We start from the raw sequence: 21720 nt of genomic DNA on the forward strand, positions 1-21720 counted from the left end.
GTCCGCGCTCAGGACGCGGCGAGCGGGCCGACGTAGGTGCCGGGGCGGGTGGCGCCGTCCTGGCGGAGCACGGTGTCGCCGTTCCACGGCACGGTGAGCTGCGAGGTGTCGCCGGGCGGGGTCGTCACGAGCTCGGTGGGGATCCAGCCCGTCGAGCCCAGCGTGCCGACGGAGCCGTCGGTGCCGGTGAGGTAGGTGAGGGTCGCGGAGACCGAGCCCCCCGGTTCCAGCGTGGCGCCCGTGCCGCTGTCCTCCTGACGCAGCACGGAGTAGACGGGGCCGTTGGGGTCCTCGGGGCCCCGCAGGTCGACGCCCGGCACCCCGCGCGCCTCGCACGGCCGGTCGGAGACGTTGCGGTAGACGATCGACACCGTGCGCTGGCCCTCGCCGCTCGCCTGGCCGAGGCCGGCCCGCAGGTCGGCGGCGACGCAGCGGGCGACCCCTCCCGCGGGCGGGGTGGAGCCCGCCGTCGTGGTGGCCGGTGCGGGCGGACCGGAGGCCGTGCCCGGGGCCGGTGCCGGGGGCGCGGCGGAACCGCAGCCCACGAGCAGCACGAGGGGGACGAGTGCGAGGATCCGCCTGATGATCATGCCCCGCACCGTAGTGCCGGGCAGCGCAGGCGGGCGGTCGTGGCCCGCGCGCGTACCGGTGACCCGGTCAGCGCCACAGGTCGCAGTGGTGCTCCGCGGCGAACTCCCCGGCCGGGCGGTCCACGGGGGCCCCCGCGGTGATCGTGCGGACCGTGCCCTCGCCGGTCCAGGCGGGCCAGCCCGGGTCGCCGGTGCGGGCGAACCGGGCCCACGCCGTCACGAGCTCGGCGGCGGTGCCCTGCTGGGCCGCGGTCAGCGTGACGCCCGGGCGCAGGTCGAACAGGTAGGGCACCTCGGCGCCGTGGGTGACGCCGTCGGCGAGGTCGGGGGCGAGCGCGGCGAACGGCGACGGGGCGGTCGGGTCGGCGAACTCGTAGGCGTAGACCGGCCCGCGGCCGGCGAGCGCGGCGTAGGTGTCGAGGGCGGGGCAGGCGTAGGCGCGGTCGGTGACGACGTCGGCCCAGGTCCGCGACGGCGTCGCGTCGCCGGGGGCGTAGGTGCGGCCGACGTCGCGGGCCCGGTCGCCGCCGGCCCGGGCCAGCAGCGTGCGGAACGTCGCCGGGTCGAGCGTCGGCAGGAACGCGTTCGTGAACAGCGTGCCCTCGTCACGGGTGGTGCCGGCGAGCACCGGCACGGGAGGCGCCGTCGCGAGCACGTCGGACGGGCGGCGGGGGAGCAGGGGCGTGCCGACGGCCGGGCTCCAGTAGCCGGGCAGCCCGACGAGCCGGTCCACCGGCAGCGCGCGCAGGCAGTCGACGACCCGGTCGCGGGGGCGGTCGCAGTCGAGCGCGTCGACGACGCCCGTCCCCAGCTGCTCGGCGACCGGCAGCGGCTTCCAGGTGTCCCCGGCCGGTCCGGTGCCCGGGCCGATCACGTCGAGGACGTTGGCCGTGCCGCACCCGCCGCTCTGCAGCACCGCCCGCGCGAACAGCCCGGCGGCGGCGGGGGAGGCGAGCTGCGCGCACACCCCGTCGGCCCCCGCCGACTCCCCGGCCAGCGTCACCTGCGCCGGGTCCCCGCCGAACGCGGCCGCGTTGCGGGCGACCCAGCCCAGGGCGGCCTGCTGGTCGGCGAGGCCGAACGTGCCCGACCCGGGAAGGCCCGGCAGGGCGAGGAACCCGAGCACGCCCAGCCGGTAGTTGACCGTGACGACGACGAGCCCGGCCCGGGCCAGGCGGCGCGGGTCGTAGTCGGTGCCCGCCCCGGCGGAGAACCCGCCGCCGTGCAGCCACACCAGCACCGGCAGGCCCGCGTCGGCGGGCGTGCCGGCGGGGACGGTGACGTCGAGGGTGAGGCAGTCCTCGTCGACGCTCGCCGCGGTGGCGTGCGGGACGCCCGGCGCGGCGGCGGTCTGCGGGCAGCGGGACCCGGGACCGGTGGCGTCGCGGACCCCGTCCCACGCCACCGGCGGGCCCGGGGCGACCCAGCGCTGCGCCGGGGCCGCGTACGGGACGTCGCCGAAGCGCAGGACGTCGCCGTCGGTGCGGCCCCGCAGCTCGCCCTGCTCGACGCGGACGGTCTCGCCGACCGGCGGGCCCGCGCCGCACGCGGACACCACGAGCGCGCCGAGCAGCGCACACGCGACCGCCCGCAGGTGCACGGCGGGTCAGCCGGCGATCGTGGCCGTCTCGATCACGACCGGCTCGACGGGGGCGCCGCCGCCCGGCGAGGGGTCCAGCGACCCGTCGTGCCCGGCGCGGGCGATCGTGTCGACGACCTCCAGGCCGGCGGGGTCGATCGAGCCGAACGCGGTGTACTGCGGCGGGAGCTCGCCGTCGCCGTAGACCATGAAGAACTGGCTGCCGCCGCTGTTCGGCTGGCCGGTGTTGGCCATCGCCAGGATGCCGCGCCCGTAGGTGAGGCCGTCGAAGAACTCGTCGGGGACGGTGTAGCCGGGGCCGCCCTGCCCGGTGCCGGTCGGGTCGCCGCACTGCAGCACCTGCAGGCCCGGGTCGGTGGTGAGGCGGTGGCACGGCGTCTGGTCGAAGTACCCCTGCTGCGTGAGGCTGACGAAGCTGTCGACGGTGCACGGCGCCAGCGCCCGGTCCAGCGTCAGCGGGACGGCCCCGGCGCTGGTCTGCAGGGTCACCGCGACGGTGCCGGAGCTGGGGACGTCGGTGCCGGCAGGCGGCTGGACGGGCTTCGCGGCCTCGCTGCCGTCGGCGGGGAAGGCGCACGTCGTGGGGTTCGGCAGCGGCTCGGGACGCACGGGGAGCGCGACGGCCTCGGTGGGGATCTCCGCCGGGGTGACGGCCGTCGGGGCCGGGTCGGCGGCCGGGGTGGCGTCCTCCCCGCCGGACAGCGTCGTGAACAGCACGATCCCGACGACGACCACCACCACGACGGCGACCGAGGTGATCGCGGCGACCCGCTTGCGGCGCCTCTCCTGCTGCACGCGGCGCTCCTGCTGGCGCTCGAGCTTGCGCTTGGCCGCCTCGCGCCGCATCTGGTTGGTCGCCACCCGTGCACCTCCGTGTCCGCCGATCGGCCGCCACGATATCCAGGAGGACCGGGCTCTACGCTGGTCGGGTGCTCGTTGCCGGATTTCCCGCAGGTTCGTTCCAGACCAACTGCTACGTCGTGGCGTCGGGTCCGGGGGAGGCGTGCGTCGTGGTCGACCCCGGCCAGGACGCCGTGGAGCCCCTCGACGCGCTGCTCGCCGAGCACCGCCTGACCCCGGTCGCCGTGCTGCTCACGCACGGGCACTTCGACCACACGTTCAGCGTCACCCCCGTCTGCGACGGCCACGACATCGCCGCGTGGATCCACCCCGAGGACCGCGAGATGCTCGCCGACCCGATGAAGGGGCTGTCGCGGGAGTCCGCGGCGTTCTTCGGCGGGCGGCTGGAGATGCGGGAGCCGCGCTCGGTCGAGGAGATGACCGACGGCTCCTCGCTCGACCTCGCCGGCCTCACCCTGCGCGTCGACCACACCCCGGGGCACACCCGCGGCTCGGTGATCTTCACGCCGACCTCGGCCGCCGACGCCGGGCAGGGCGCCGAGGTGATCATCGCGGGCGACACCCTGTTCGCCGGGTCGATCGGCCGCACCGACCTCCCGGGCGGCGACCACGGGCAGATGCTGGAGAGCCTGCGCGACAAGCTCCTCACCCGCTCCGACGACGCGCTCGTCCTGCCCGGGCACGGCGCCACGACGACGATCGGCCGCGAGCGGGCGTCCAACCCGTTCCTGCAGGGGCTCGACACCCCGGCCCCGGGGCGTGGCCTGTGAGCTCCTTCGCCGCGCCCAAGGGCGTCCCGGAGTACACCCCGCCCGACTCCGCCGCCTTCGCCTGCGTCCGCGACACCCTCGTCGCGGCCGCGTCGCGCGCGGGCTACGGGCTGCTGGAGCTGCCGGTGTTCGAGGACACCGGGCTCTACGCGCGCGGGGTCGGGGAGTCGACCGACGTCGTCAGCAAGGAGATGTACACCTTCGCCGACCGCGGCGAGCGCTCGGTGACGCTGCGGCCCGAGGGCACCGCCGGCGTGGTCCGGTCGGTCATCGAGCACGGGCTCGACCGCGTCGGGCTGCCGGTCAAGGTCTACTACGCGGGCCCCTTCTTCCGGTACGAGCGCCCGCAGGCCGGGCGGTACCGGCAGCTGCAGCAGGTCGGCGTCGAGGCCATCGGCGTCGACGACCCGGCGCTGGACGCCGAGGTCATCGCCGTCGCCGACGAGGGCTACCGCGCACTGGGCCTGACCGACTTCCGCCTCGAGCTCACCTCGCTCGGCGACGCCGACTGCCGCCCGGCCTACCGCGAGCTGCTGCAGGAGTTCCTGGCCGGGCTGCCCCTCGACGACGCCACGCGCGCCCGGGCGCAGCTCAACCCGCTGCGCGTGCTCGACGACAAGCGCCCCGAGGTGCGCGCGCTGATGGCCGACGCGCCGCTGCTGCTGCACCACCTCTCGCCCGCGGCCGCCGAGCACCACGCCGCGGTGCTGGCCCACCTCGACGACCTCGGCGTGAAGTACGTGGAGAACCCGCGGATGGTGCGCGGCCTGGACTACTACACGAAGACGACCTTCGAGTTCGTCCACGACGGGCTGGGCGCGCAGTCCGGCATCGGCGGCGGCGGGCGCTACGACGGGCTCATGGAGACCCTCGGCGGGCAGCCGCTGTCCGGCGTCGGCTTCGGGATCGGCGTCGACCGCACGCTGCTCGCCTGCCGGGCCGAGGGCGTCACACCGTGGTCGGACGCGCGCGTCGAGGTGTTCGGGGTGCCGCTGGGCGACGCCGCGAAGCGCCGGCTCGTCGTGCTCGCCGGGGAGCTGCGCCGCGCCGGGGTGCGCGTCGACCTCGCCTACGGCGGGCGCGGGCTCAAGGGCGCGATGAAGTCGGCCGACCGCTCCGGCGCCCGCTACGCCCTCGTCCTCGGCGACCGCGACCTCGACGCCGGCACCGTCGGCGTGAAGGACCTGGCGTCGGGGGAGCAGCGGTCGGTCGCCCTCGACGCCGTCGTCGGCGAGCTGGTGGTGCTGCTCGGTGGCTGATCCCGACGCGGTCACCGACGCCGCCCGCTGGGACGCCCGGCACGCCCTCGCCGGGCCGGTGTCCCCGATGCCGCCCGACGCCCTGCGCGGTCGCGAGCACCTGCTGCCCGCCGGGGGCCGGGCCCTCGACGTCGCCTGCGGGCGCGGCGGGGTCGCGGTGTGGCTGGCGGGGCGCGGGTTCGCCGTCGACGCGGTGGACGTCTCGCCGGTCGGGCTCGCCGCGGGCGCGGCGGCCGCGGACGGGGCCGCGGGCGTCACCTGGATCGCGCACGACCTGACCACCGGCCTGCCGGGGGCGGGCCCCTACGACGTCGTGGTCTGCCAGCGCTACCGCGACCCGGCGCTGTACCCGGCGCTGGCCGCGGCCCTGGCGCCCGGCGGCCTGCTCGTGATCACGGTGCTGTCCGAGGTGGGCGACTCCGGCGGCCCGTTCCGCGCGCGCCCCGGCGAGCTCGTCGCGGCGTTCGGCGACCTGGTCCCCCACGCGATGGCCGAGGGCGGCGGCGAGGCGACGCTGGTGGCGCGGCGCCGGGCGTGACCGCAGGGCCTCCGCGCGTCAGACCCGCAGCGCCTCGGGGGTCTCGCGGCGGGCCACCACCGCGGCCAGCGCGGTGGTGATCGGGACCGAGGCCACCAGCCCGATGCTGCCCACGAGCGTCCGCACGATCTCCGTCGCCACCGCCTGGGAGGTGGCGACGTCGCCGAGGGACTGCCCGGACAGCGAGAACAGCAGCAGCAGCGGCAGGGACGCGCCCGCGTAGGCGAGCACCAGGGTGTTCACGGCGGAGGCGACGTGGTCGCGGCCGATCCGCATGGCCGCGGTGAACAGCCCGGCGGTGCTCATGTCCGGGTCGGCCCGGCGCAGCTCCCAGACGGCGCTGGTCTGGGTGACCGTGACGTCGTCGAGCACGCCGAGCGCCCCGATGACGACCCCGGCGAGCAGCAGGCCGCGCGCGTCGACCCCGGTGCCCAGGGAGGCGATCAGCGTGGTGGTCTGGTCGTCGAGGCCGGTGAGCCGGGCGGCCACCGAGAACAGGGCGCCGAGCACGCCGATCAGGGCCAGCGAGACCAGCGTGCCCAGCACGGCCGTCGAGGTGCGGGCGGACGGGCCGTGCGTCAGGTAGAGCACCGCGAACATGATCAGGCAGGACCCGACGACCGCGACGGCGAGCGGGTTGCTGCCGGCCAGGATCGCGGGCAGCACGAACCCCAGCAGCACCACGAAGCTGAGCACGAGCGCCCCGAGCGCCGCGAGGCCGCGCCACCGGCCCAGCACCACGACGGCCGCGGCGAACAGGCCGGTGAGCCACAGCAGCGAACCGCCGCGCTGGAAGTCGACGACCTGGTAGGAGCCCGGGTCGGTGGCGTCCCCGCCGGAGTAGCCGAGCACGACGTCGTCGCCGACGCCGATCGTCGGGGTGCCGGGCTCGACCGGCACGACCTGCACCAGGTCACGGCCGGGCAGCGGCCCGTCGGCCATCCGGACGACCAGCGCGACGCACCCGCCAGCACCGGAGCCGGGGGAGCAGTCGGTGGCCTGCGCCGCGGTGACCTCGCCCTGCACCGGGGTCTGGGCGGTGGCCGGGGGTGCGACCGACGGCCCGCCGGGCCACAGCAGCACCACCCCGACCAGCGTGGCCATTGCGCACGGCACGAGCAGCGCGGCGATGAGGATCCGCACCCGGCGCCCGGCCGGGGGAGCGGGTCCCCCGTGCGCGTGGCCGTGACCGGTGACCGGCGCCGCCGCCCGCCGCCGGGAGCGGGCGCGCCGGGCGGCGGCGCGCCCGGCCGGGGGTGCGTCGGCGGCAGCGGGATCCGGTCCGGTGGCCCGGGGTCCGGCGGGATCCGGGTCCGGGGAGCGGTCGTCGCCGGGGACCGCGCGGATCGGCCCGGTCGGGGCGTCGTCGGCCGGGTCGTGCGGGGGCCGGGCGCGCCCGCCGGACCGGCGGGGGGCGCCCGCGCGGGGGACGCCGGGGTCGGACACGGCCCCATCCTGCCGGGGCGCCCGGCGGCCCGGCATCCGGCCTAGAGGACCAGGCTGGCGGCGAAGGCCAGCGCGAACCCGACCAGGCCGATCAGGGTCTCCATGACGGTCCAGGTCCGCAGCGTCGTGCGCACGTCCATCCCGAGGAACCGGCCCACGAGCCAGAACCCGGAGTCGTTGACGTGGGACAGGACCGTCGACCCGGCCGCGATGGCGATGACGACGAGCGCCAGGTCGACGCCGCTCATGCCCTGGGCGGCCACGACCGGTGCGACCAGTCCGGCGGTGGTGGTCAGCGCGACGGTGGCGGAGCCCTGCGCGACCCGCAGCGCGGTGGCGATGAGGAACGCGGCCACGATGGCGGGCAGGCCCAGCGCGTCGAGGGACTGCGCGAGCGCGTCACCGATGCCGCTGGCCCGCAGGACGCCCCCGAACGCCCCGCCCGCCCCGGTGATGAGGATGATCGCGCAGACCGGCCCGAGCGCGGAGTTCACGATCGACTCGGCCTCCTCGCGCCCGAACCGCTCCCGGCCCAGCACGAACAGGGCCACGAGCACCGTGATGAGCAGCGCGACCGGGGTCTGGCCCAGCAGCCGCAGTGCCCCGACGGTGGTCGTGTCCCCGTCGACGACGCCCGCGGTGGCGAGGGTGTTGAGCCCGGTGTTGAGCAGGATCAGCACCAGCGGGAGCAGCAGGAGCGTGAGGACGGTGCCGAACCGCGGCGGCGCCGTGCGGACCGTCGTGCGGGTGTCGCCGCCGGTCCCCGGCTCGTCGGCGGACAGGAGGTCGGGCACCGGCACGTCGGTGCGGCGGCCGGCCCAGATCCCGAACAGGTAGGAGGCGACGTACCAGGTGGGCAGGCCGATGACGAGGCCGACGACCAGCACGAGCCCGATGTCGGCCCCGAGGATCCCGGCCGCGCCGACCGGTCCGGGGTGCGGCGGCACGAACGCGTGCATGACCGCGAACGCCCCGGCCGAGGGCAGCGCGTAGGTCAGCACCGACCCGCCGAAGCGCCGCGCGACGCTGAAGATGATCGGCAGGAACACGACGAACCCGGCGTCGAAGAAGATCGGGAACCCGAACAGCAGCGACGCGACGCCCAGCGCGAGCGGGGCGCGCTTCTCGCCGAAGCGGCTGACGAGGGTGTCGGCGAGGACCTGCGCGCCGCCCGTGACCTCCAGCAGCTTGCCGATCATGGCCCCCAGGCCGACCAGCAGCGCGACGCTCGCCAGCGTCGTGCCGAACCCGTCCAGCAGCGCGGGCACGGCCTGGTCGACCGGGATGCCGGCGGCGAGCGCGGTGAGCAGGGTGACCAGGATCAGCGCGACGAAGGCGTGCAGCCGCAGCGCCATGATGAGCACGAGGAGCAGGGCCACCGCACCCACGGCGATGAGGAGCAGCACCCCCGTGCCGTGCACGGGTACGAAGTCGTCCATCAGCGCGTCCCTTCGGGGTCGGTGCCGGGTTCCGGATCAGGGTCGGGGCCGGCGAGGGCCGCGAGGGCGCGGTCGGCGACCTCGTCGGGGGTGCCGGTCGTCTCGATCCCCACCCCCGGCTCGTCGTCCTGGAGGGGCTCGAGCGTCGCGAGCTGGCTGCCCAGCAGGGACGCCGGCATGTAGTGGCCGCGCCGGGCCGTCAGCCGCTCGGAGATCAGCGTCTCCGGGGCGAGCAGGTGGACGAAGTGCACCGAGGGGTGGCCGTCGCGGAGCAGGTCGCGGTAGGTCCGCCGCAGCGCCGAGCAGGTGACCACCGCGCCGGTCCCCGCGGCCTCCCGCTCCCCGATCCAGGCCGCGATCCGCCGCAGCCACGGCCAGCGGTCGTCGTCGTCGAGCGGGTGGCCCGCGGCCATCTTCGCCCGGTTGGCCTCGGGATGGAGGTCGTCGCCCTCGACGAAGGCCCAGCCCGTGCGCCGCACGAGCTCGGCGGCCACGGAGGTCTTGCCCACCCCCGAGACGCCCATGACGACGAGGGTGCGGATCGGCGCATCGGACACAGCGGGCAGCCTGCCCCAGAGCGGGCGGATCCGCCGCACGGGCCGGGGGAACCGCCTTGCCCGGAGATCGAACGTGTGTTCGAATGACGCCATGCGGTGGAGCGGGCAGCAGGTCCTGGACGACGGTGTCGGAGCGGAGGCGGCGCTGCCGGGCCTGCGCGGCCTGCTGCGCTCGGTGCGCACCCCCGAGTTCGCCGGCACGGTGTTCCACGAGGTGGAGGCGCGTTCGGCGCTCAACCGCGTGCCCGGCTCGTCGCCGGTGCCGTTCCGGTGGACCGTCAACCCCTACCGCGGCTGCTCGCACGCCTGCGTCTACTGCCTGGCCGGGCCCACCCGCGTGCTCATGGCCGACGGGTCCACGCGCCCGATCGCCGAGCTGCGCGTCGGCGACGCCGTGGTCGGCACCGAGCGGGTCGACGGGCGACGCCGCTATGTGCGCACGACGGTGCGGGCACACTGGTCCACGGTCAAGCCCGCGGTGCGCCTGCGCCTGTCCGGCGGCACGGAGATCGTCGCGAGCGGGGAGCACCGGTTCCTCACCGACTCCGGCTGGCGCCACGTCACCGGCGGCTGGTGCCGCTCCGGTCGCCGCCCGCGGCTGCGGGCGGGGAGCGCGCTGCTGGGGCCCGGCGCGTTCGCCGCGCACCCCGCCACCCCGTCCACGCCCGGCTACCGGCGGGGCTACCTGACCGGCCTGGTCCGTGCCGACGGGCCCGCGCCCGCCGAGCCCGACCGCTGCTTCCCCTCGGCCCACCTGGAGCTGGAGGCGCTCGGGCGCGCCCACCACTACCTCGCGGAGATCGGCCGGGAGGCGCCGGTCCCGGTCGCCGTCGGGGGAGTGGTCGACGGGCGCATCGCCCCGCCCGCCGTCCGCGCCGGGGCCCCGGGCGCGGGCAGCCCGGGCGGGGGGATCGCTCCGGTCGCCGAGGTCGTCCGCTGGCCCGAGAGCCCAAGCGGCGACTGGTGCGCGGGGTTCCTCGCCGGGGTCGTCGACGCCCGGGGCGGCGTCGTGCACGGGGAGCTGCGGGTCCGCCACGCCGACGAGGAGGTGGTCGGGCGGGTCACCGGCGCGCTGCACCGGCTGGGGTTCGGCTTCGCGATGGAGCCCGCCGAGCGCGGCGAGCGGGTCGTCCGGCTCACCGGCGGCCCGGCGGCCTACCTGCGGTTCCTGCAGGTCACGAGCCCCGCGGTGGGTCGGCGGCGGGACCTGTCCGGTGCGCCGGTCGGGGTGGCCGCCGAGGTCGTCGCGGTGGAGCCGACGGGGCGCACCGAGGCGATGTACGACATCACCACCGGCACGGGCGACTTCGTGGCCGAGGGGGTCGTGAGCCACAACTGCTTCGCCCGGGGCACCCACACCTACCTCGACCTCGACCCGGGGGCCGACTTCGACTCCCAGATCGTCGTCAAGGTCAACGTCGCCCGCGTGCTCGACCGCGAGCTGCGCCGCCCCCGCTGGGCGCGCGAACCGGTCGCGATGGGCACCAACACCGATCCCTACCAGCGCGCGGAGGGCCGCTACCGGCTCATGCCGGACGTGATCGACGCCCTGGCGCGCTCGGGCACCCCGTTCTCGCTGCTGACGAAGGGCACGGTGCTCTCCCGCGACCTGCCGCGGCTCGCGGCCGCGGCCCGCGACGTCCCGGTCGGGCTCGGCGTCTCGATCGCCCTGCTCGACCGCGACCTGCAGCACCGGCTCGAACCCGGCACCCCGTCCCCGGAGGCCCGGCTCGACCTCGTCCGCCGCATCACCGAAGCCGGGCTGGGCTGCGGGGTGATGGTCGCACCGGTGCTGCCGCTGCTCACCGACTCCGACGAGGCCCTCGACGCGCTGTTCGGGCGGATCGCGGCGGCGGGCGCCACCGGGGTGAGCGTGATGGCGCTGCACCTGCGGCCCGGCACCCGCGAGTGGTTCCTGGACTGGCTCGCCCGCGAGCACCCGCGCCTCGTCGGGCCCTACGGGCGGCTCTACCGCCGCGGCGCCTACGTCGACGCCGAGTACCGGCGGGCCCTGGCGGCGCGCGTCGCCCCGCTGCTGCGCGGCCACGGGCTCGCCGCCTCGGAGGGCGTGGTGCGGGGCTCGCCCGGCCCGGCCGAGCTGGCCCGGGCCGCCGTGCACACCGCCGAGCAGCTCACGCTCCTCTGACCGGTCGGCAGCTGCGTCCCGCGGGACGCGCCCGGCGGCGCGGCGTCGCCGGGTAGGGAAACCTGCTGGCCGGGTCCCGTGGGGTGCCGGATAGCCTCGTCGCCGTGATGCGATCCCACCCCGCCGGTACGTTGCGTGCCGAGCACGCCGGACAGTCCGTGACCCTCGCCGGCTGGGTGGCGCGCCGCCGTGATCACGGCGGAGTGATCTTCGTCGACCTCCGCGACGCCTCCGGGTCGGCGCAGGTCGTCTTCCGCGAGGGCGAGATGGCGGAGCGCGCCCACCGGCTGCGCTCGGAGTTCTGCGTGCAGATCACCGGTGAGGTCGTGGCCCGACCGGCGGGCAACGAGAACCCGGAGCTGCCCACCGGCGCCGTCGAGGTCACCGTCACCGCGTTCACCGTGCTGTCGGAGTCGGCGCCGCTGCCGTTCCCGGTCGACGAGCACGCCGAGGTGGGCGAGGAGATCCGCCTCAAGCACCGCTACCTCGACCTGCGCCGCAGCGGCCCCGCCGCCGCCCTGCGCCTGCGCAGCGCGGTCAACCGGGCCGCCCGCGGGGTCCTCGACGCGCGCGAGTTCGTCGAGATCGAGACGCCGACCCTCACCCGCTCCACGCCCGAGGGCGCCCGCGACTTCCTCGTGCCCGCCCGCCTGCGCCCCGGCAGCTGGTACGCGCTGCCGCAGAGCCCGCAGCTGTTCAAGCAGCTGCTCATGGTCGGCGGGATGGAGCGGTACTACCAGATCGCCCGCTGCTACCGCGACGAGGACTTCCGCGCCGACCGCCAACCGGAGTTCACCCAGCTCGACATCGAGATGAGCTTCGTCGAGCAGGACGACGTGCTGGAGCTCGCCGAGGCGATCCTCGCGGCGCTGTGGGACCTGATCGGGTACGAGATCCCGCTCCCGATCCCGCGGATGACCTACGAGGAGGCGATGCGCCGCTTCGGCTCCGACAAGCCCGACCTGCGGTTCGGCATCGAGCTCACCGACATGACGGAGTACTTCTCCGAGACGCAGTTCCGCGTCTTCCAGAACCCCTACGTCGGCGCCGTCGTCATGCCCGGCGGGGCCTCGCAGGCCCGCCGCGCGCTCGACGCGTGGCAGGAGTGGGCCAAGCAGCGCGGCGCCCGCGGCCTCGCCTACGTGCTGATCGGCGAGGACGGCACCGTCGACGAGCGCGGTCCGGTGGTCAAGAACCTGTCGGAGACCGAGCGCGAGGGGCTCGCGAAGGCCGTCGGTGCCCAGCCCGGCGACTGCATCTTCTTCGCCGCGGGGTCCGCGAAGGACGCCCGCGCCCTGCTCGGGGCGGCGCGCGGGGAGATCGCGCGGCGCACCGGGCAGCTCGACGAGTCCGCGTGGTCGTTCGTCTGGATCGTCGACGCGCCCATGTTCGAGTCCACCGCGGAGACCGACGACGTCGCCGTCGGCGGCGGTGCGTGGACGGCGCTGCACCACGCGTTCACCTCGCCCAACGACGAGTGGATCGACACCTTCGAGTCCGACCCGGGCAACGCGCTCGCCTACGCCTACGACATCGTCTGCAACGGCAACGAGATCGGCGGCGGGTCCATCCGTATCCACCGCGCCGACGTGCAGAAGCGCGTCTTCGAGATCATGGGTCTCGGGGCGGAGGAGGCGCAGGAGAAGTTCGGCTTCCTGCTCGACGCGTTCGCGTTCGGCCCGCCCCCGCACGGCGGCATCGCGTTCGGCTGGGACCGGATCACCGCGCTGCTCGCCGGGGTCGACTCCATCCGCGAGGTCATCGCGTTCCCGAAGACCGGCGGCGGCTACGACCCCCTCACCGCCGCCCCCGCCGCGATCACGCCGGAGCAGCGCAGGGAGGCCGGGGTGGACGCCAAGCCGGCCGCCAAGCCCGCCGCCGCACCCACGCAGGCGGCGCCCGCCGAGCCGCGCTGACGCGCCGTGCAGCACCTGCGGGTCATCTCCCCGACGGGAACCACCGACGCCGTCCGCGACCTGCTGCTCGGTGAGCCCGGGGCCACGCACGTCACGGTGCTGCCCGGGGCGGCGGTCCAGCCCGCCGGGGACGTGGTGGAGGCCGACGTCACCCGGGAGGCCGTCGACGCCGTGCTCGACGGGCTGTGCACGCTCGGGGTGGACCGCACCGGTGGCGTCACGCTGGAGGCGATCGACACCACGCTGTCCGACGCGGCCGACACCGCCGAGGAGGTGGTGCCCGGCGACCCGCAGGACGCCGTCATCTGGGACGAGGTGGTGGCCCGCACCGGCGAGGACTCGCGGCTGTCGATCAGCTTCCAGGCGTTCCTCACCGTCGCGTGCCTGCTCGCCGCGATCGGGGCGGTCACCAACTCGCCGGTGACGGTGGTCGGCGCGATGGTGCTCGGACCCGAGTTCGGCCCGCTGGCCGCGGTGGCGGTGGGGATCGTGCTGCGCCGCGGCGACCTCGTGCGCCGGGGGGCGCTGGCGCTCGCCGCCGGCTTCCCGCTGGCGATGGCCGTCACCGCCGCGGCGACGCTGCTGTTCGACGCGATCGGCCTGCTCGACGCCACCACCCTCGACTCCCTGGACCAGGTCGACTTCATCTACCAGGTCGGTTGGTTCTCCTTCATCGTCGCCCTGCTCGCCGGGGCCGCCGGGATGCTGGCCCTGACCTCGGCGAAGTCGGCGTCGCTGGTGGGCGTGTTCATCTCGGTCACCACGGTGCCCGCGGCGGCGTTCGCCTCCGTCGCGCTGGTGGAGGGGCGGTTCGCCGAGGCCGCCGGGTCGGCGCTGCAGCTGCTCGTCAACATCGTCGGGATCGTCCTCGCCGCCGTGCTCGTGCTGCTGCTCTCGCGGCGGGCCCGGGGACGGCGCCACCGGTTGCGGCGGCTGTCCACGGGGTAGTGTCGCGGGCGATGGTAAGCGACCTGGCGAGCTTCCCCAGGCCGGTGCTCCTCGCGCTGGCTGCCGCCGAACGCCTGCTCACCCGCAGGGCGGGCGCGTCGGTGGTCCTCGCCGATCCCGAGGACCTGGGCGGCAGCGACCGCTCGGTCGTGGCCCGCGCCCGGGTCGCGCGCAACCCGTTCTCGCTGCCGCGCACGCTCGTCGTCAAGCACTACCTCGCCGACCCGGAACCGGGGATGCCCGATCCCTTCCACCACGAGGTCGCGAGCTGCCAGCTGTTCACCGCCCTGCCCAGCGAGGGGCGCGCGAGCCCGGTGCTGATCGCCCACGACCCGGCCGCCCGGCTGCTCGTCCTGGAGGACCTCGGGCGCAGCTCCACGCTCGCCGACGCGCTGTTCGGTCCCGATCCCGCCGCGGCGCAGCGCTGCCTGCTGGGCTGGGCGCGCGGGCTGGGCCGGATGCAGGCGGCCACGGCCGGGCGGGAGCACGACTTCGGTGCCCTGCTGCGGCGGCTGGGGGAGCGGACCTCGCGCGACCCCGTCGTCGACGACGCGCGCGCCGCGCTGGCCGGGGTCGCCGCGATGCTCACCGACGAGCTCGGCGTGACCGTGCCCGCCGCGGCGCACCGGGAGGCCCAGGACACCGCGCGCCTGCTCAGCGGCACCCGGTACCGGGCGTTCAGCCCCTCGGACACCTGCCCGGACAACAACCTGGTCACCAGCCGCGGCGTGCGGTTCGTCGACTTCGAGGGCGGCTGCTTCCGCGACGTCGCGCTGGACGCCGCGTACTTCCGGGTGCCCTTCCCCGGCTGCGAGGCGAGCTTCGCGCTGCCGCCCGGCATGGCCGCGACGATGCTGGAGGCCTGGCACAACGAGATCGCCGGCGTGTGGCCCGACCTCGACGACCCCGAGCGGCTGGAGCACCGGCTGCTGGACGCGCAGCTGCTGTGGGTGTGGCTGTGCACGTGGTGGCTGCTCCCGCGCATCCGCGGCCGCGACGCGCCGCTGGGCCTCGACCCGACCCGGACGCCGCGGATCAGCACCGCGCTCGCGCACTACTGGCGGGAGATGGCGGGGGCCGCGTCCGCAGCCGGGCGGCACGCGAGCGCCGAGCTCGGGGTGGCCGTCGCCGACGTCCTGCGCGACCGGCACACCGACGGCCCGTCGACGCTGCCGGTGTACCCGGCGTTCCGGTCGGTCGCGTAGCCACGGGTGCCGCGCTGCGCGGCGGGCCCCGGGGCCCGCCGCGCACCGCGGTGGGTCAGCCGGTCGACTGCCGGGCGTGCTCGACCTGCTCGACCCGGTCCTCGGCGGCGAGACGGGTCAGCTCCGCCCCCGCCTCGGCGTCCCGGGTCAGGTTGTCGCCCGTCTCCGGGTCGAAGACGTGCACCTTGCGGCTGTCGAGCCAGAACTCCGCGTCCCGGCCCTCGCGGATGCGGCTGGTCGCGTCGATCGACACGATCGCCTGGGTCCGCAGCTGGTCGGAGTCCAGCTCCCGCGACAGCTCCTTGAGCTGCTGCGTCACGTCCTCCGGCGCGTCGTAGGGGATGTAGGCGTACTGCGAGTCGCCGAGCCACTCCGTGACGTCGACGCGCGCGGTGAACACCGACCCCAGCGGACGCTTGGAGTCCTCGACGAGCGTGGCGTCCTCGAAGTACTCGGGGCGGATGCCGACGAGCACCAGCTCCTTGCCCTCGACGGCCTTCGCGCGCCGCTCGTCGAGCTCGATCGGCCCGAACGGGGTGTCCAGGCGGTTGCCCGAGACCGTCGCGGGCAGGAAGTTCATCGGCGGTGAGCCGATGAACCCGGCCACGAACAGGTTGACGGGCTGTTCGTAGAGCTCGCGCGGCGACGCGACCTGCTGGATGAGGCCCTTGCGCAGCACGCAGACGCGGTCGCCGAGCGTCATCGCCTCGGTCTGGTCGTGGGTGACGTAGACCGTGGTGATGCCCAGGCGCCGCTGCAGCCGCGCGATCTCCGTGCGCATCTGGCCGCGGAGCTTGGCGTCGAGGTTCGACAGCGGCTCGTCGAACAGGAACGCGTCGGCGGAGCGGACGATGGCCCGGCCCATCGCGACGCGCTGGCGCTGCCCGCCCGAGAGGTTCGCGGGCTTGCGCTCCAGGTGCTCGTGCAGCTCCAGGACGTCGGCCGCCTCGGTGACCCGCTTGCGCACCTCGTCGTCCGGGGCGTTCTGCAGCCGCAGAGGGAACGCGATGTTCTCGTAGACCGACAGGTGCGGGTAGAGCGCGTAGTTCTGGAAGACCATCGACAGGTTGCGGTCGCGCGGCGCCTTGTCGTTGACGCGCGTGCCGCCGATGACCATGTCGCCGCTGGTGATGTCCTCCAGCCCGACGATCATCCGCAGCAGCGTCGACTTCCCGCAGCCCGACGGGCCGACCAGGATCATGAACTCGCCGTCGGCGATGTCCAGGCTGACGTCGTTCACGGCGGGGAAGCCGTCGCCGTACTTCTTGACGATGTTGCGCATCTCGATCGAAGCCATGACTTCTCCTAACCCTTGACCGCGCCGTTGGTGAGACCGGCGACGATGCGCCGCTGGAAGAACAGGACGAGGACGATCACCGGGATCGTGACGACCACGGCGGCCGCGGCGATCGCCCCCGTGGGGTCCTCGAACTGCGACGCGCCGGAGAACAGCCCGAGCGCCGCGGGGACGGGGCGCGCCGCGCCCGTCGAGGTGAGCGAGATGCCGTAGACGAAGTCGTTCCACGCGAGGAAGAACGCGATGATCGCCGTGGTGAACACGCCGGGCGCCGCGAGCGGCACGATGACCTTGCGGAAGGCCTGCCAGGTGGTGGCGCCGTCGACCTGCGCGGCCTGCTCCATCTCCCACGGGATCTCGCGGAAGAACGCCGACATCGTCCAGATCGAGATCGGCAGCGTCAGCGACAGGTAGGGGATGATCAGGCCGGGCCAGGTGTCGTAGAGCCCGATCTGGCGCCACAGGTTGAACAGCGGCGTGACGATCGAGATCACCGGGAAGATCGCCACGGCCAGCGCGGTGGACAGGATGATCTTCTTGCCGGGGAAGTCGAGCCGGGCGATCGCGTAGGCCGCGAACATCGCGAGCAGGCACGACAGCGCGGTGGCGATCAGGCAGATGCCGAACGAGTTGACCAGCGCGGGCAGGAACAGGTCGCTCGCGTCACCGGTGAGGATGAGCGAGTAGTTCTCCCAGGTGAAGACGGTCGGCAGGAACTGGCCGTTGGAGATGTCGGACGAGGCCTTGAACGACAGGGACACGATCCAGGCGATCGGGAACAGGGCGTAGAGGATGATCCCGATTCCGGCGACGATCCACCAGGTGCGTTCGCGTGTGGACATCTACTTCTCCCCTCGGGCCTGGGACAGGTCGACCTTGAACCCCTTGATGAACCCGAACGCGATGAGTACCACGGACAGGAAGAGCAGCACCGACACCGCCGAGCCCAGCCCGATCTCCAGCCGGGCGATCGTCTGGCGGTAGGCCAGGAACGACACCGTCTCGGTGCCGTTCGCGCCTGCGGTCATGATGAAGACGCTGTCGAACACCCGGAACGCGTCGAGCGTGCGGAACAGCAGGGCCACCATGATCGCGGCCTTCATGTTCGGGATGGTCACCTTGCGCATGCGCTGCCACCAGGTGGCTCCGTCGACCTGTGCGGCCTCCTGCAGCACGTCGGGCACCTGGGCCAGACCCGCGAGCAGCAGCAGCGAGATGAACGGGGTGGTCTTCCAGATCTCGGCCAGGCAGATCACCAGCAGTGACGTGCCGGTCTGGCCGAACCAGTCGGTGTCGGCCGAGATGCCGGGCACCCAGGCGAACCAGCTGTTGACGAAACCCGAGGTCAGGTCGAACGCGAACTGCCAGGCGAACGCCGAGACGACCGTGATGATCGCGTAGGGCAGCAGGATCGCCGCCCGCAGGATCGGGCGCAGGCCCTTGAGCGCCTTGAGCATCACCAGCGCGAGCGCGAAGCCCAGCACCAGTTCCACGGCGACGGTGACGACCGTGATGAACGCGGTGACGCCGAACGACTGCCACCACAGGGCGTCGGTCAGGACCACCCAGTAGTTGTTCAGGCCGACGAACGAGCGATTGCCCGGGTCGGTGAGCCGGTAGGAGAACAGCGAGTCGTAGACGGCCTGGGCGATCGGGTACGCGGTGACGAGCAGCATCACGGCGAACGCCGGGCCGGCGAGCATCCAGCCCAGGCGCCGCTCCGCGCGGACCCGGTCGCTGGTGTGCGGTGGCCGTGCCGGTTCGGCCGTGGTCGACCCGGTGGACGGCGGCGCGGTGGTGGTCACAGCAGTTCCTCCCCGGACAGGACGGCCTGGATGAGCTCGGCCGCCGTCGGCCCGGTGACGCCCGGGACGACCGCGGTCGGCGGGTGGTACACGCGCTGCAGGCTGCCGGAGACCTCGCTGTAGTACGCCGTCTGCGGGCGGGGCTTCGCCTGCTGCAGCGACTGCGCGATCACCGGGGCCATCGGGAACTCGGCGACGACCTCGGGGTCCTCGAACACGGCGAGGCTGGCCGCCGGGTTGCCGTTGGACACGAAGTAGTACGCCTGGTTCTCGTCCGAGGTGATGCAGCTGGTGGCCTGGTAGGCCAGGTCCGGGTACTTGCTGGACGCCCCCACGCCGAGGTTGATCCCGCCGTACGGGGGCGCGCTCGGCGTGCCCGCGTCGACCTGCGGGTAGATGGCCCATCCGTAGTCGTCGACGACGGCCCGGTCGAGCGTGCCTCCCTCGGCCGCCTCCTGCGCCCGCGGCCAGACGAACGGCCAGTTGACCATGAAACTGGCGTCACCCGCCTCGAACGACGCGACGCTCTCGTCCTCGCCCGCGGTGGTGAACGCCGGGCCCACGACACCGCTGTCGGCCACCTCCCGCATGACGTCGGTGGCGCGCTGGGAGGCCGGGGTGTCGAGCCCCAGCTGGATGTCCGCCGGGTCGTCGGCGGTCTGCGCGATCACCTGTCCGCCCGCCGACTCGATCAGGGCGTTGAGCCAGACCACGAGCGACTCCGCGCGCCGGCCCTGCGCCGCGATCTGGGTGTCCTGCTCCTGTGCCGCGGCGACGAGCTGGTCCCAGGTGACCGGCTGGGACATGTCCAGCCCCGCGGCCGCGGCGACCGACTTCTTGTACCAGAGCAGCTGGGTGTTGGCCCAGAAGGGGATGCTGACCAGCTGCCCGTTCCAGGTGGCACCGTCGATCGCGCTCTGCACGACGCCGTCGCTGGCCTCGGCGGCGACGTCGGCCGGCACCGGGGCCAGGAAGCCGGCCTGCGCGAACTCCGGGATGTAGGGCGGGTCGAGGCTCATGATGTCGATCGAGGAGTCGCCCGCCGCGAGGCGGCGTACGAGCTGCTGGCGCTGCTCGGACGACTCGCGCGGCAGCACCGAGACGGTGATGTCGTACGCACCGTTCGCCGCCTCGGTGCAGCGGGCCGCGATCTCCTCCTGGCCACCGGAGTCGGGGTTGATGTACCAGGTCAAGGTCGGTGGGCCGGGGTCGGACACCCCGCACCCGGCCAGGCCGCACAGGGCGAGCGCGGCTACCGCCGCGGTGCCCAGGCGCCGCCGTCGTCGTTGACGCATGATGCTCCTCCGTTGGTCGACCACTGTCCGGCAGCCCGCCCGCGGGAACGGCTGCTGGGCAGCAGCCTGGTACCGGAGGGCGGGATCTGCGACTCGGAGCGGGTCACGACTTGGTGGAGAAATGTCCGGAGCCGGCGGCCCGGGGGGTCGGGCTCAGGCCGCGCGGCGCACCGGTTCGGTGGCCGCGGGGCCCGCGGCCGTCGCGATCGTCAGTCCGGCCTCGATGAGCCAGAGCTGCGCGCGGGTGCAGGTCGGGCAGATCCGGACGACGGTGCCGTCCGGCTCGTGCTGGCTGCTCCACGCCAGGTCGCCGGTGGTGTGCGGGAGGGCGCAGAGAGGGCAGATGTCCATGCCCGCAGAGCCTGGCCGACCCGCTTTGCCGGGCTGTGAACCCGGCGCTAACACCCTGCTCTACAGGGAGTGCAGGAACCGGTCGATCCGCACCAGCGCCTCCTCGAGCTGCGGCAGCGCGGTGGCGTAGGAGCAGCGGATGTGGCCCTCGCCGGACGGCCCGAACACGTTGCCCGGCACCACCGCGACGCTCTCGGCGTGCAGCAGCCGCTCCGCGAAGGTCTCGGAGTCCAGGCCCGAGGACCGGATCGAGGGGAACGCGTAGAACGCGCCGCCCGGTTCCGGGCAGTCCAGCCCGATCTCGCGCAGCCCCTTGACGAACACGCGGCGGCGGCGGTCGTAGTCGGCGACCATGCCCTCGACGTCGTCGTCGGGGCCGGACAGCGCCTCCACCGCGGCGAGCTGCGAGACGTGCGGCGCGCACAGCATCGTGTACTGGTGCACCCGCACGCACAGCTCCGCGACGGGCTGCGGCGCGCAGATCCAGCCGACCCGCCAGCCCGTCATCGCGTGGGCCTTGGAGAACCCGCCGAGCAGCACGGTCCGGTCCCGGGCGAGCGCCCCCAGGCAGGTGTGCACGCCGTCGTAGGTCAGCCGGTCGTAGATCTCGTCGGAGATCAGGTAGAGGTCGTGCTCCTCGGCGAGGCGGACCAGCGCCTCCAGCGCCGCGCGCGGCTGCACCGCCCCCGTCGGGTTGGCGGGCGAGCCGATCAGGATCGCCTTGGTGCGCGGCGTGATCGCGGCCGCGACGACGTCGGCGGCGATCGCGAAGTCGTCCTCCCAGCGCGTCGGCACCCGGACCGGGGTGCCGCCGGCGAACCCGACGCACGGCTCGTAGGCGACGTAGCAGGGCTCCGGGACGATCACCTCGTCGCCGGGGTTGAGCAGCACCCGCAGCACGAGGTCGAGGCCCTCGGAGACACCGGTGGTGATCAGGCACTCGTCGCGCGGGTCGTAGGTCGCGCCGTAGCGGCCGGCGAGGTCGTCGCAGATCAGCTCGCGCAGCCGCGGCAGGCCCGCGTTGGAGGTGTAGGTGGTGTAGCCGTGCTCGAGGGCGTAGATGCCGGCCTCGCGGATGCGCCACGGCGTCACGAAGTCGGGCTCGCCGACGCCGAGGGAGATGACGTCGTCCATCTCCGCGGCGATGTCGAAGAACCGCCGGATCCCCGACGGCGGGCAGGCGGCGATGACGGAGTTGAGCGGCCTCACGGCGTCACCGGCAGCCGGTGGTCGGCCTCGGGGGCGGCGAAGGAGTCGCCGTCGCGCTTGTAGGTCTTGAGGACGAAGTGCGTGGCCGTGGACCGGACCCGGTCGATCGTGGAGAGCTTCTGCGACACGAAGTCCGACACCGCGCGGATGCTGCGGCCGTCGACGGTGCAGCGCAGGTCCTGGCTGCCGGAGACCAGGTACACGCTGCGGACCTCGGGGAACCGGGCGATCCGCTCGGCCACGTCGTCGAAGCCGACGCCGCGGGCCGGGGCCAGCGAGACGTCGATGAACGCGGTGACGGTCTCGGCGGTGGAGTCGCCGTCGACGGCGTCCCAGTCGACGACGGCCTTGTAGCGGCGGATCGCGCCGGACGCCTCCCACGCCGCGACCGCGGCAGAGACCTCCTCCACGGGGATGCCGGTCATGGTGGCGAGGGTGTCGTGGGAGAGCTGGGCGTCGCGCTCCAGCAGTTCGAGGATCTGGCGCAC

20 protein-coding genes are annotated in these 21720 nt (G+C 74.6%); 7 read left to right on the forward strand and 13 right to left on the reverse strand.

From position 1 onward, the window contains the following. Positions 1-8: 8 nt before the first annotated feature. The 3 genes from H6H00_RS22425 to H6H00_RS22435 all read right to left on the reverse strand — a co-directional run bounded on the left by H6H00_RS22425 (position 9) and on the right by H6H00_RS22435 (position 3051). Positions 9-590: a DUF4232 domain-containing protein gene (locus H6H00_RS22425; RefSeq protein WP_185717690.1), complete on the reverse strand. Its 582-nt coding sequence runs from the start codon at positions 588-590 to the stop codon at positions 9-11. A 67-nt stretch (positions 591-657) separates the two neighbouring features. Further along, a complete protein-coding gene (locus tag H6H00_RS22430) occupies positions 658-2190 on the reverse strand; it encodes a carboxylesterase/lipase family protein (protein ID WP_185717691.1) in 1533 nt (510 codons plus the stop codon). 6 nt (positions 2191-2196) lie between these two features. Then, positions 2197-3051: a peptidylprolyl isomerase gene (locus H6H00_RS22435; protein ID WP_185717692.1), complete on the reverse strand. Its 855-nt coding sequence runs from the start codon at positions 3049-3051 to the stop codon at positions 2197-2199. Positions 3052-3119: 68 nt separating this feature from the next. Between H6H00_RS22435 and H6H00_RS22440 the strand changes: the two genes are divergently transcribed. The 3 genes from H6H00_RS22440 to H6H00_RS22450 are packed head-to-tail and all read left to right on the forward strand — an operon-like array spanning position 3120 to position 5618. After that, a complete protein-coding gene (locus tag H6H00_RS22440; protein WP_185717693.1) occupies positions 3120-3821 on the forward strand; it encodes an MBL fold metallo-hydrolase in 702 nt (233 codons plus the stop codon). Then, positions 3818-5080, forward strand: a complete 1263-nt coding sequence (hisS, locus tag H6H00_RS22445) for a histidine--tRNA ligase (RefSeq protein WP_185717694.1) — start codon at positions 3818-3820, stop codon at positions 5078-5080. Before H6H00_RS22440 ends, hisS begins: the two co-directional genes overlap by 4 nt. After that, positions 5073-5618 carry a class I SAM-dependent methyltransferase gene (locus H6H00_RS22450; protein WP_255425318.1) on the forward strand — a complete coding sequence of 182 codons (546 nt, stop codon included), beginning with the start codon at positions 5073-5075 and terminating at the stop codon, positions 5616-5618. Before hisS ends, H6H00_RS22450 begins: the two co-directional genes overlap by 8 nt. 18 nt (positions 5619-5636) lie before the next feature. Here the strand turns inward: H6H00_RS22450 and H6H00_RS22455 are convergent, their stop codons facing one another. Genes H6H00_RS22455 through H6H00_RS22465 form a run of 3 tightly spaced genes read right to left on the reverse strand, consistent with a single transcriptional unit; the run spans position 5637 to position 9060 of the window. Next, positions 5637-7064, reverse strand: a complete 1428-nt coding sequence (locus H6H00_RS22455) for a YibE/F family protein (protein ID WP_255425319.1) — start codon at positions 7062-7064, stop codon at positions 5637-5639. A 41-nt stretch (positions 7065-7105) separates the two neighbouring features. Then, the gene (locus H6H00_RS22460) at positions 7106-8503 is read right to left on the reverse strand and encodes a GntP family permease (protein WP_185717696.1); all 1398 of its coding nucleotides are present in this window, start codon (positions 8501-8503) and stop codon (positions 7106-7108) included. Continuing rightward, positions 8503-9060: a gluconokinase gene (locus tag H6H00_RS22465; RefSeq protein ID WP_255425320.1), complete on the reverse strand. Its 558-nt coding sequence runs from the start codon at positions 9058-9060 to the stop codon at positions 8503-8505. The genes H6H00_RS22460 and H6H00_RS22465 overlap by 1 nt, the downstream gene beginning before the upstream one ends. A 91-nt stretch (positions 9061-9151) precedes the next feature. Here H6H00_RS22465 and H6H00_RS22470 point away from each other — a divergent pair, with 91 nt between their 5' ends. From H6H00_RS22470 to H6H00_RS22485, 4 genes are all read left to right on the forward strand, one after another. Continuing rightward, complete coding sequence (locus tag H6H00_RS22470; RefSeq protein WP_185717698.1) at positions 9152-11206, forward strand: intein-containing Rv2578c family radical SAM protein; 2055 nt, start codon at positions 9152-9154, stop codon at positions 11204-11206. 104 nt (positions 11207-11310) lie between these two features. Beyond that, on the forward strand, positions 11311-13122 hold the full coding sequence (gene aspS, locus H6H00_RS22475) for an aspartate--tRNA ligase (RefSeq protein WP_185717699.1): 1812 nt from the start codon (positions 11311-11313) through the stop codon (positions 13120-13122). 6 nt (positions 13123-13128) lie between these two features. Further along, positions 13129-14070 carry a DUF389 domain-containing protein gene (locus H6H00_RS22480; protein WP_185717700.1) on the forward strand — a complete coding sequence of 314 codons (942 nt, stop codon included), beginning with the start codon at positions 13129-13131 and terminating at the stop codon, positions 14068-14070. A gap of 11 nt (positions 14071-14081) precedes the next feature. Continuing rightward, positions 14082-15275: a hypothetical protein gene (locus tag H6H00_RS22485; protein WP_185717701.1), complete on the forward strand. Its 1194-nt coding sequence runs from the start codon at positions 14082-14084 to the stop codon at positions 15273-15275. 55 nt (positions 15276-15330) lie between these two features. On the opposite strand, the gene H6H00_RS22490 is transcribed toward H6H00_RS22485, so the two are convergent. The 7 genes from H6H00_RS22490 to H6H00_RS22520 all read right to left on the reverse strand — a co-directional run bounded on the left by H6H00_RS22490 (position 15331) and on the right by H6H00_RS22520 (position 21720). Beyond that, complete coding sequence (locus H6H00_RS22490) at positions 15331-16572, reverse strand: ABC transporter ATP-binding protein (RefSeq protein WP_185717702.1); 1242 nt, start codon at positions 16570-16572, stop codon at positions 15331-15333. 8 nt (positions 16573-16580) lie between these two features. Beyond that, positions 16581-17414 carry a carbohydrate ABC transporter permease gene (locus H6H00_RS22495; protein ID WP_185717703.1) on the reverse strand — a complete coding sequence of 278 codons (834 nt, stop codon included), beginning with the start codon at positions 17412-17414 and terminating at the stop codon, positions 16581-16583. Continuing rightward, positions 17415-18377, reverse strand: a complete 963-nt coding sequence (locus H6H00_RS22500; RefSeq protein ID WP_255425321.1) for a carbohydrate ABC transporter permease — start codon at positions 18375-18377, stop codon at positions 17415-17417. Beyond that, positions 18374-19672, reverse strand: coding sequence for an extracellular solute-binding protein (locus tag H6H00_RS22505; protein ID WP_185717704.1), 1299 nt, complete (start codon positions 19670-19672; stop codon positions 18374-18376). The genes H6H00_RS22500 and H6H00_RS22505 overlap by 4 nt, the downstream gene beginning before the upstream one ends. A 153-nt stretch (positions 19673-19825) precedes the next feature. Next, positions 19826-20023: a hypothetical protein gene (locus H6H00_RS22510; RefSeq protein ID WP_185717705.1), complete on the reverse strand. Its 198-nt coding sequence runs from the start codon at positions 20021-20023 to the stop codon at positions 19826-19828. A 60-nt stretch (positions 20024-20083) separates the two neighbouring features. Continuing rightward, positions 20084-21232, reverse strand: a complete 1149-nt coding sequence (locus H6H00_RS22515; RefSeq protein WP_185717706.1) for an aminotransferase class I/II-fold pyridoxal phosphate-dependent enzyme — start codon at positions 21230-21232, stop codon at positions 20084-20086. Further along, positions 21229-21720, reverse strand: coding sequence for an Lrp/AsnC family transcriptional regulator (locus H6H00_RS22520; protein WP_185717707.1), 492 nt, complete (start codon positions 21718-21720; stop codon positions 21229-21231). The genes H6H00_RS22515 and H6H00_RS22520 overlap by 4 nt, the downstream gene beginning before the upstream one ends.

It is taken from the genome of Pseudonocardia petroleophila (assembly GCF_014235185.1).
GTDB lineage: Bacteria > Actinomycetota > Actinomycetes > Mycobacteriales > Pseudonocardiaceae > Pseudonocardia > Pseudonocardia petroleophila.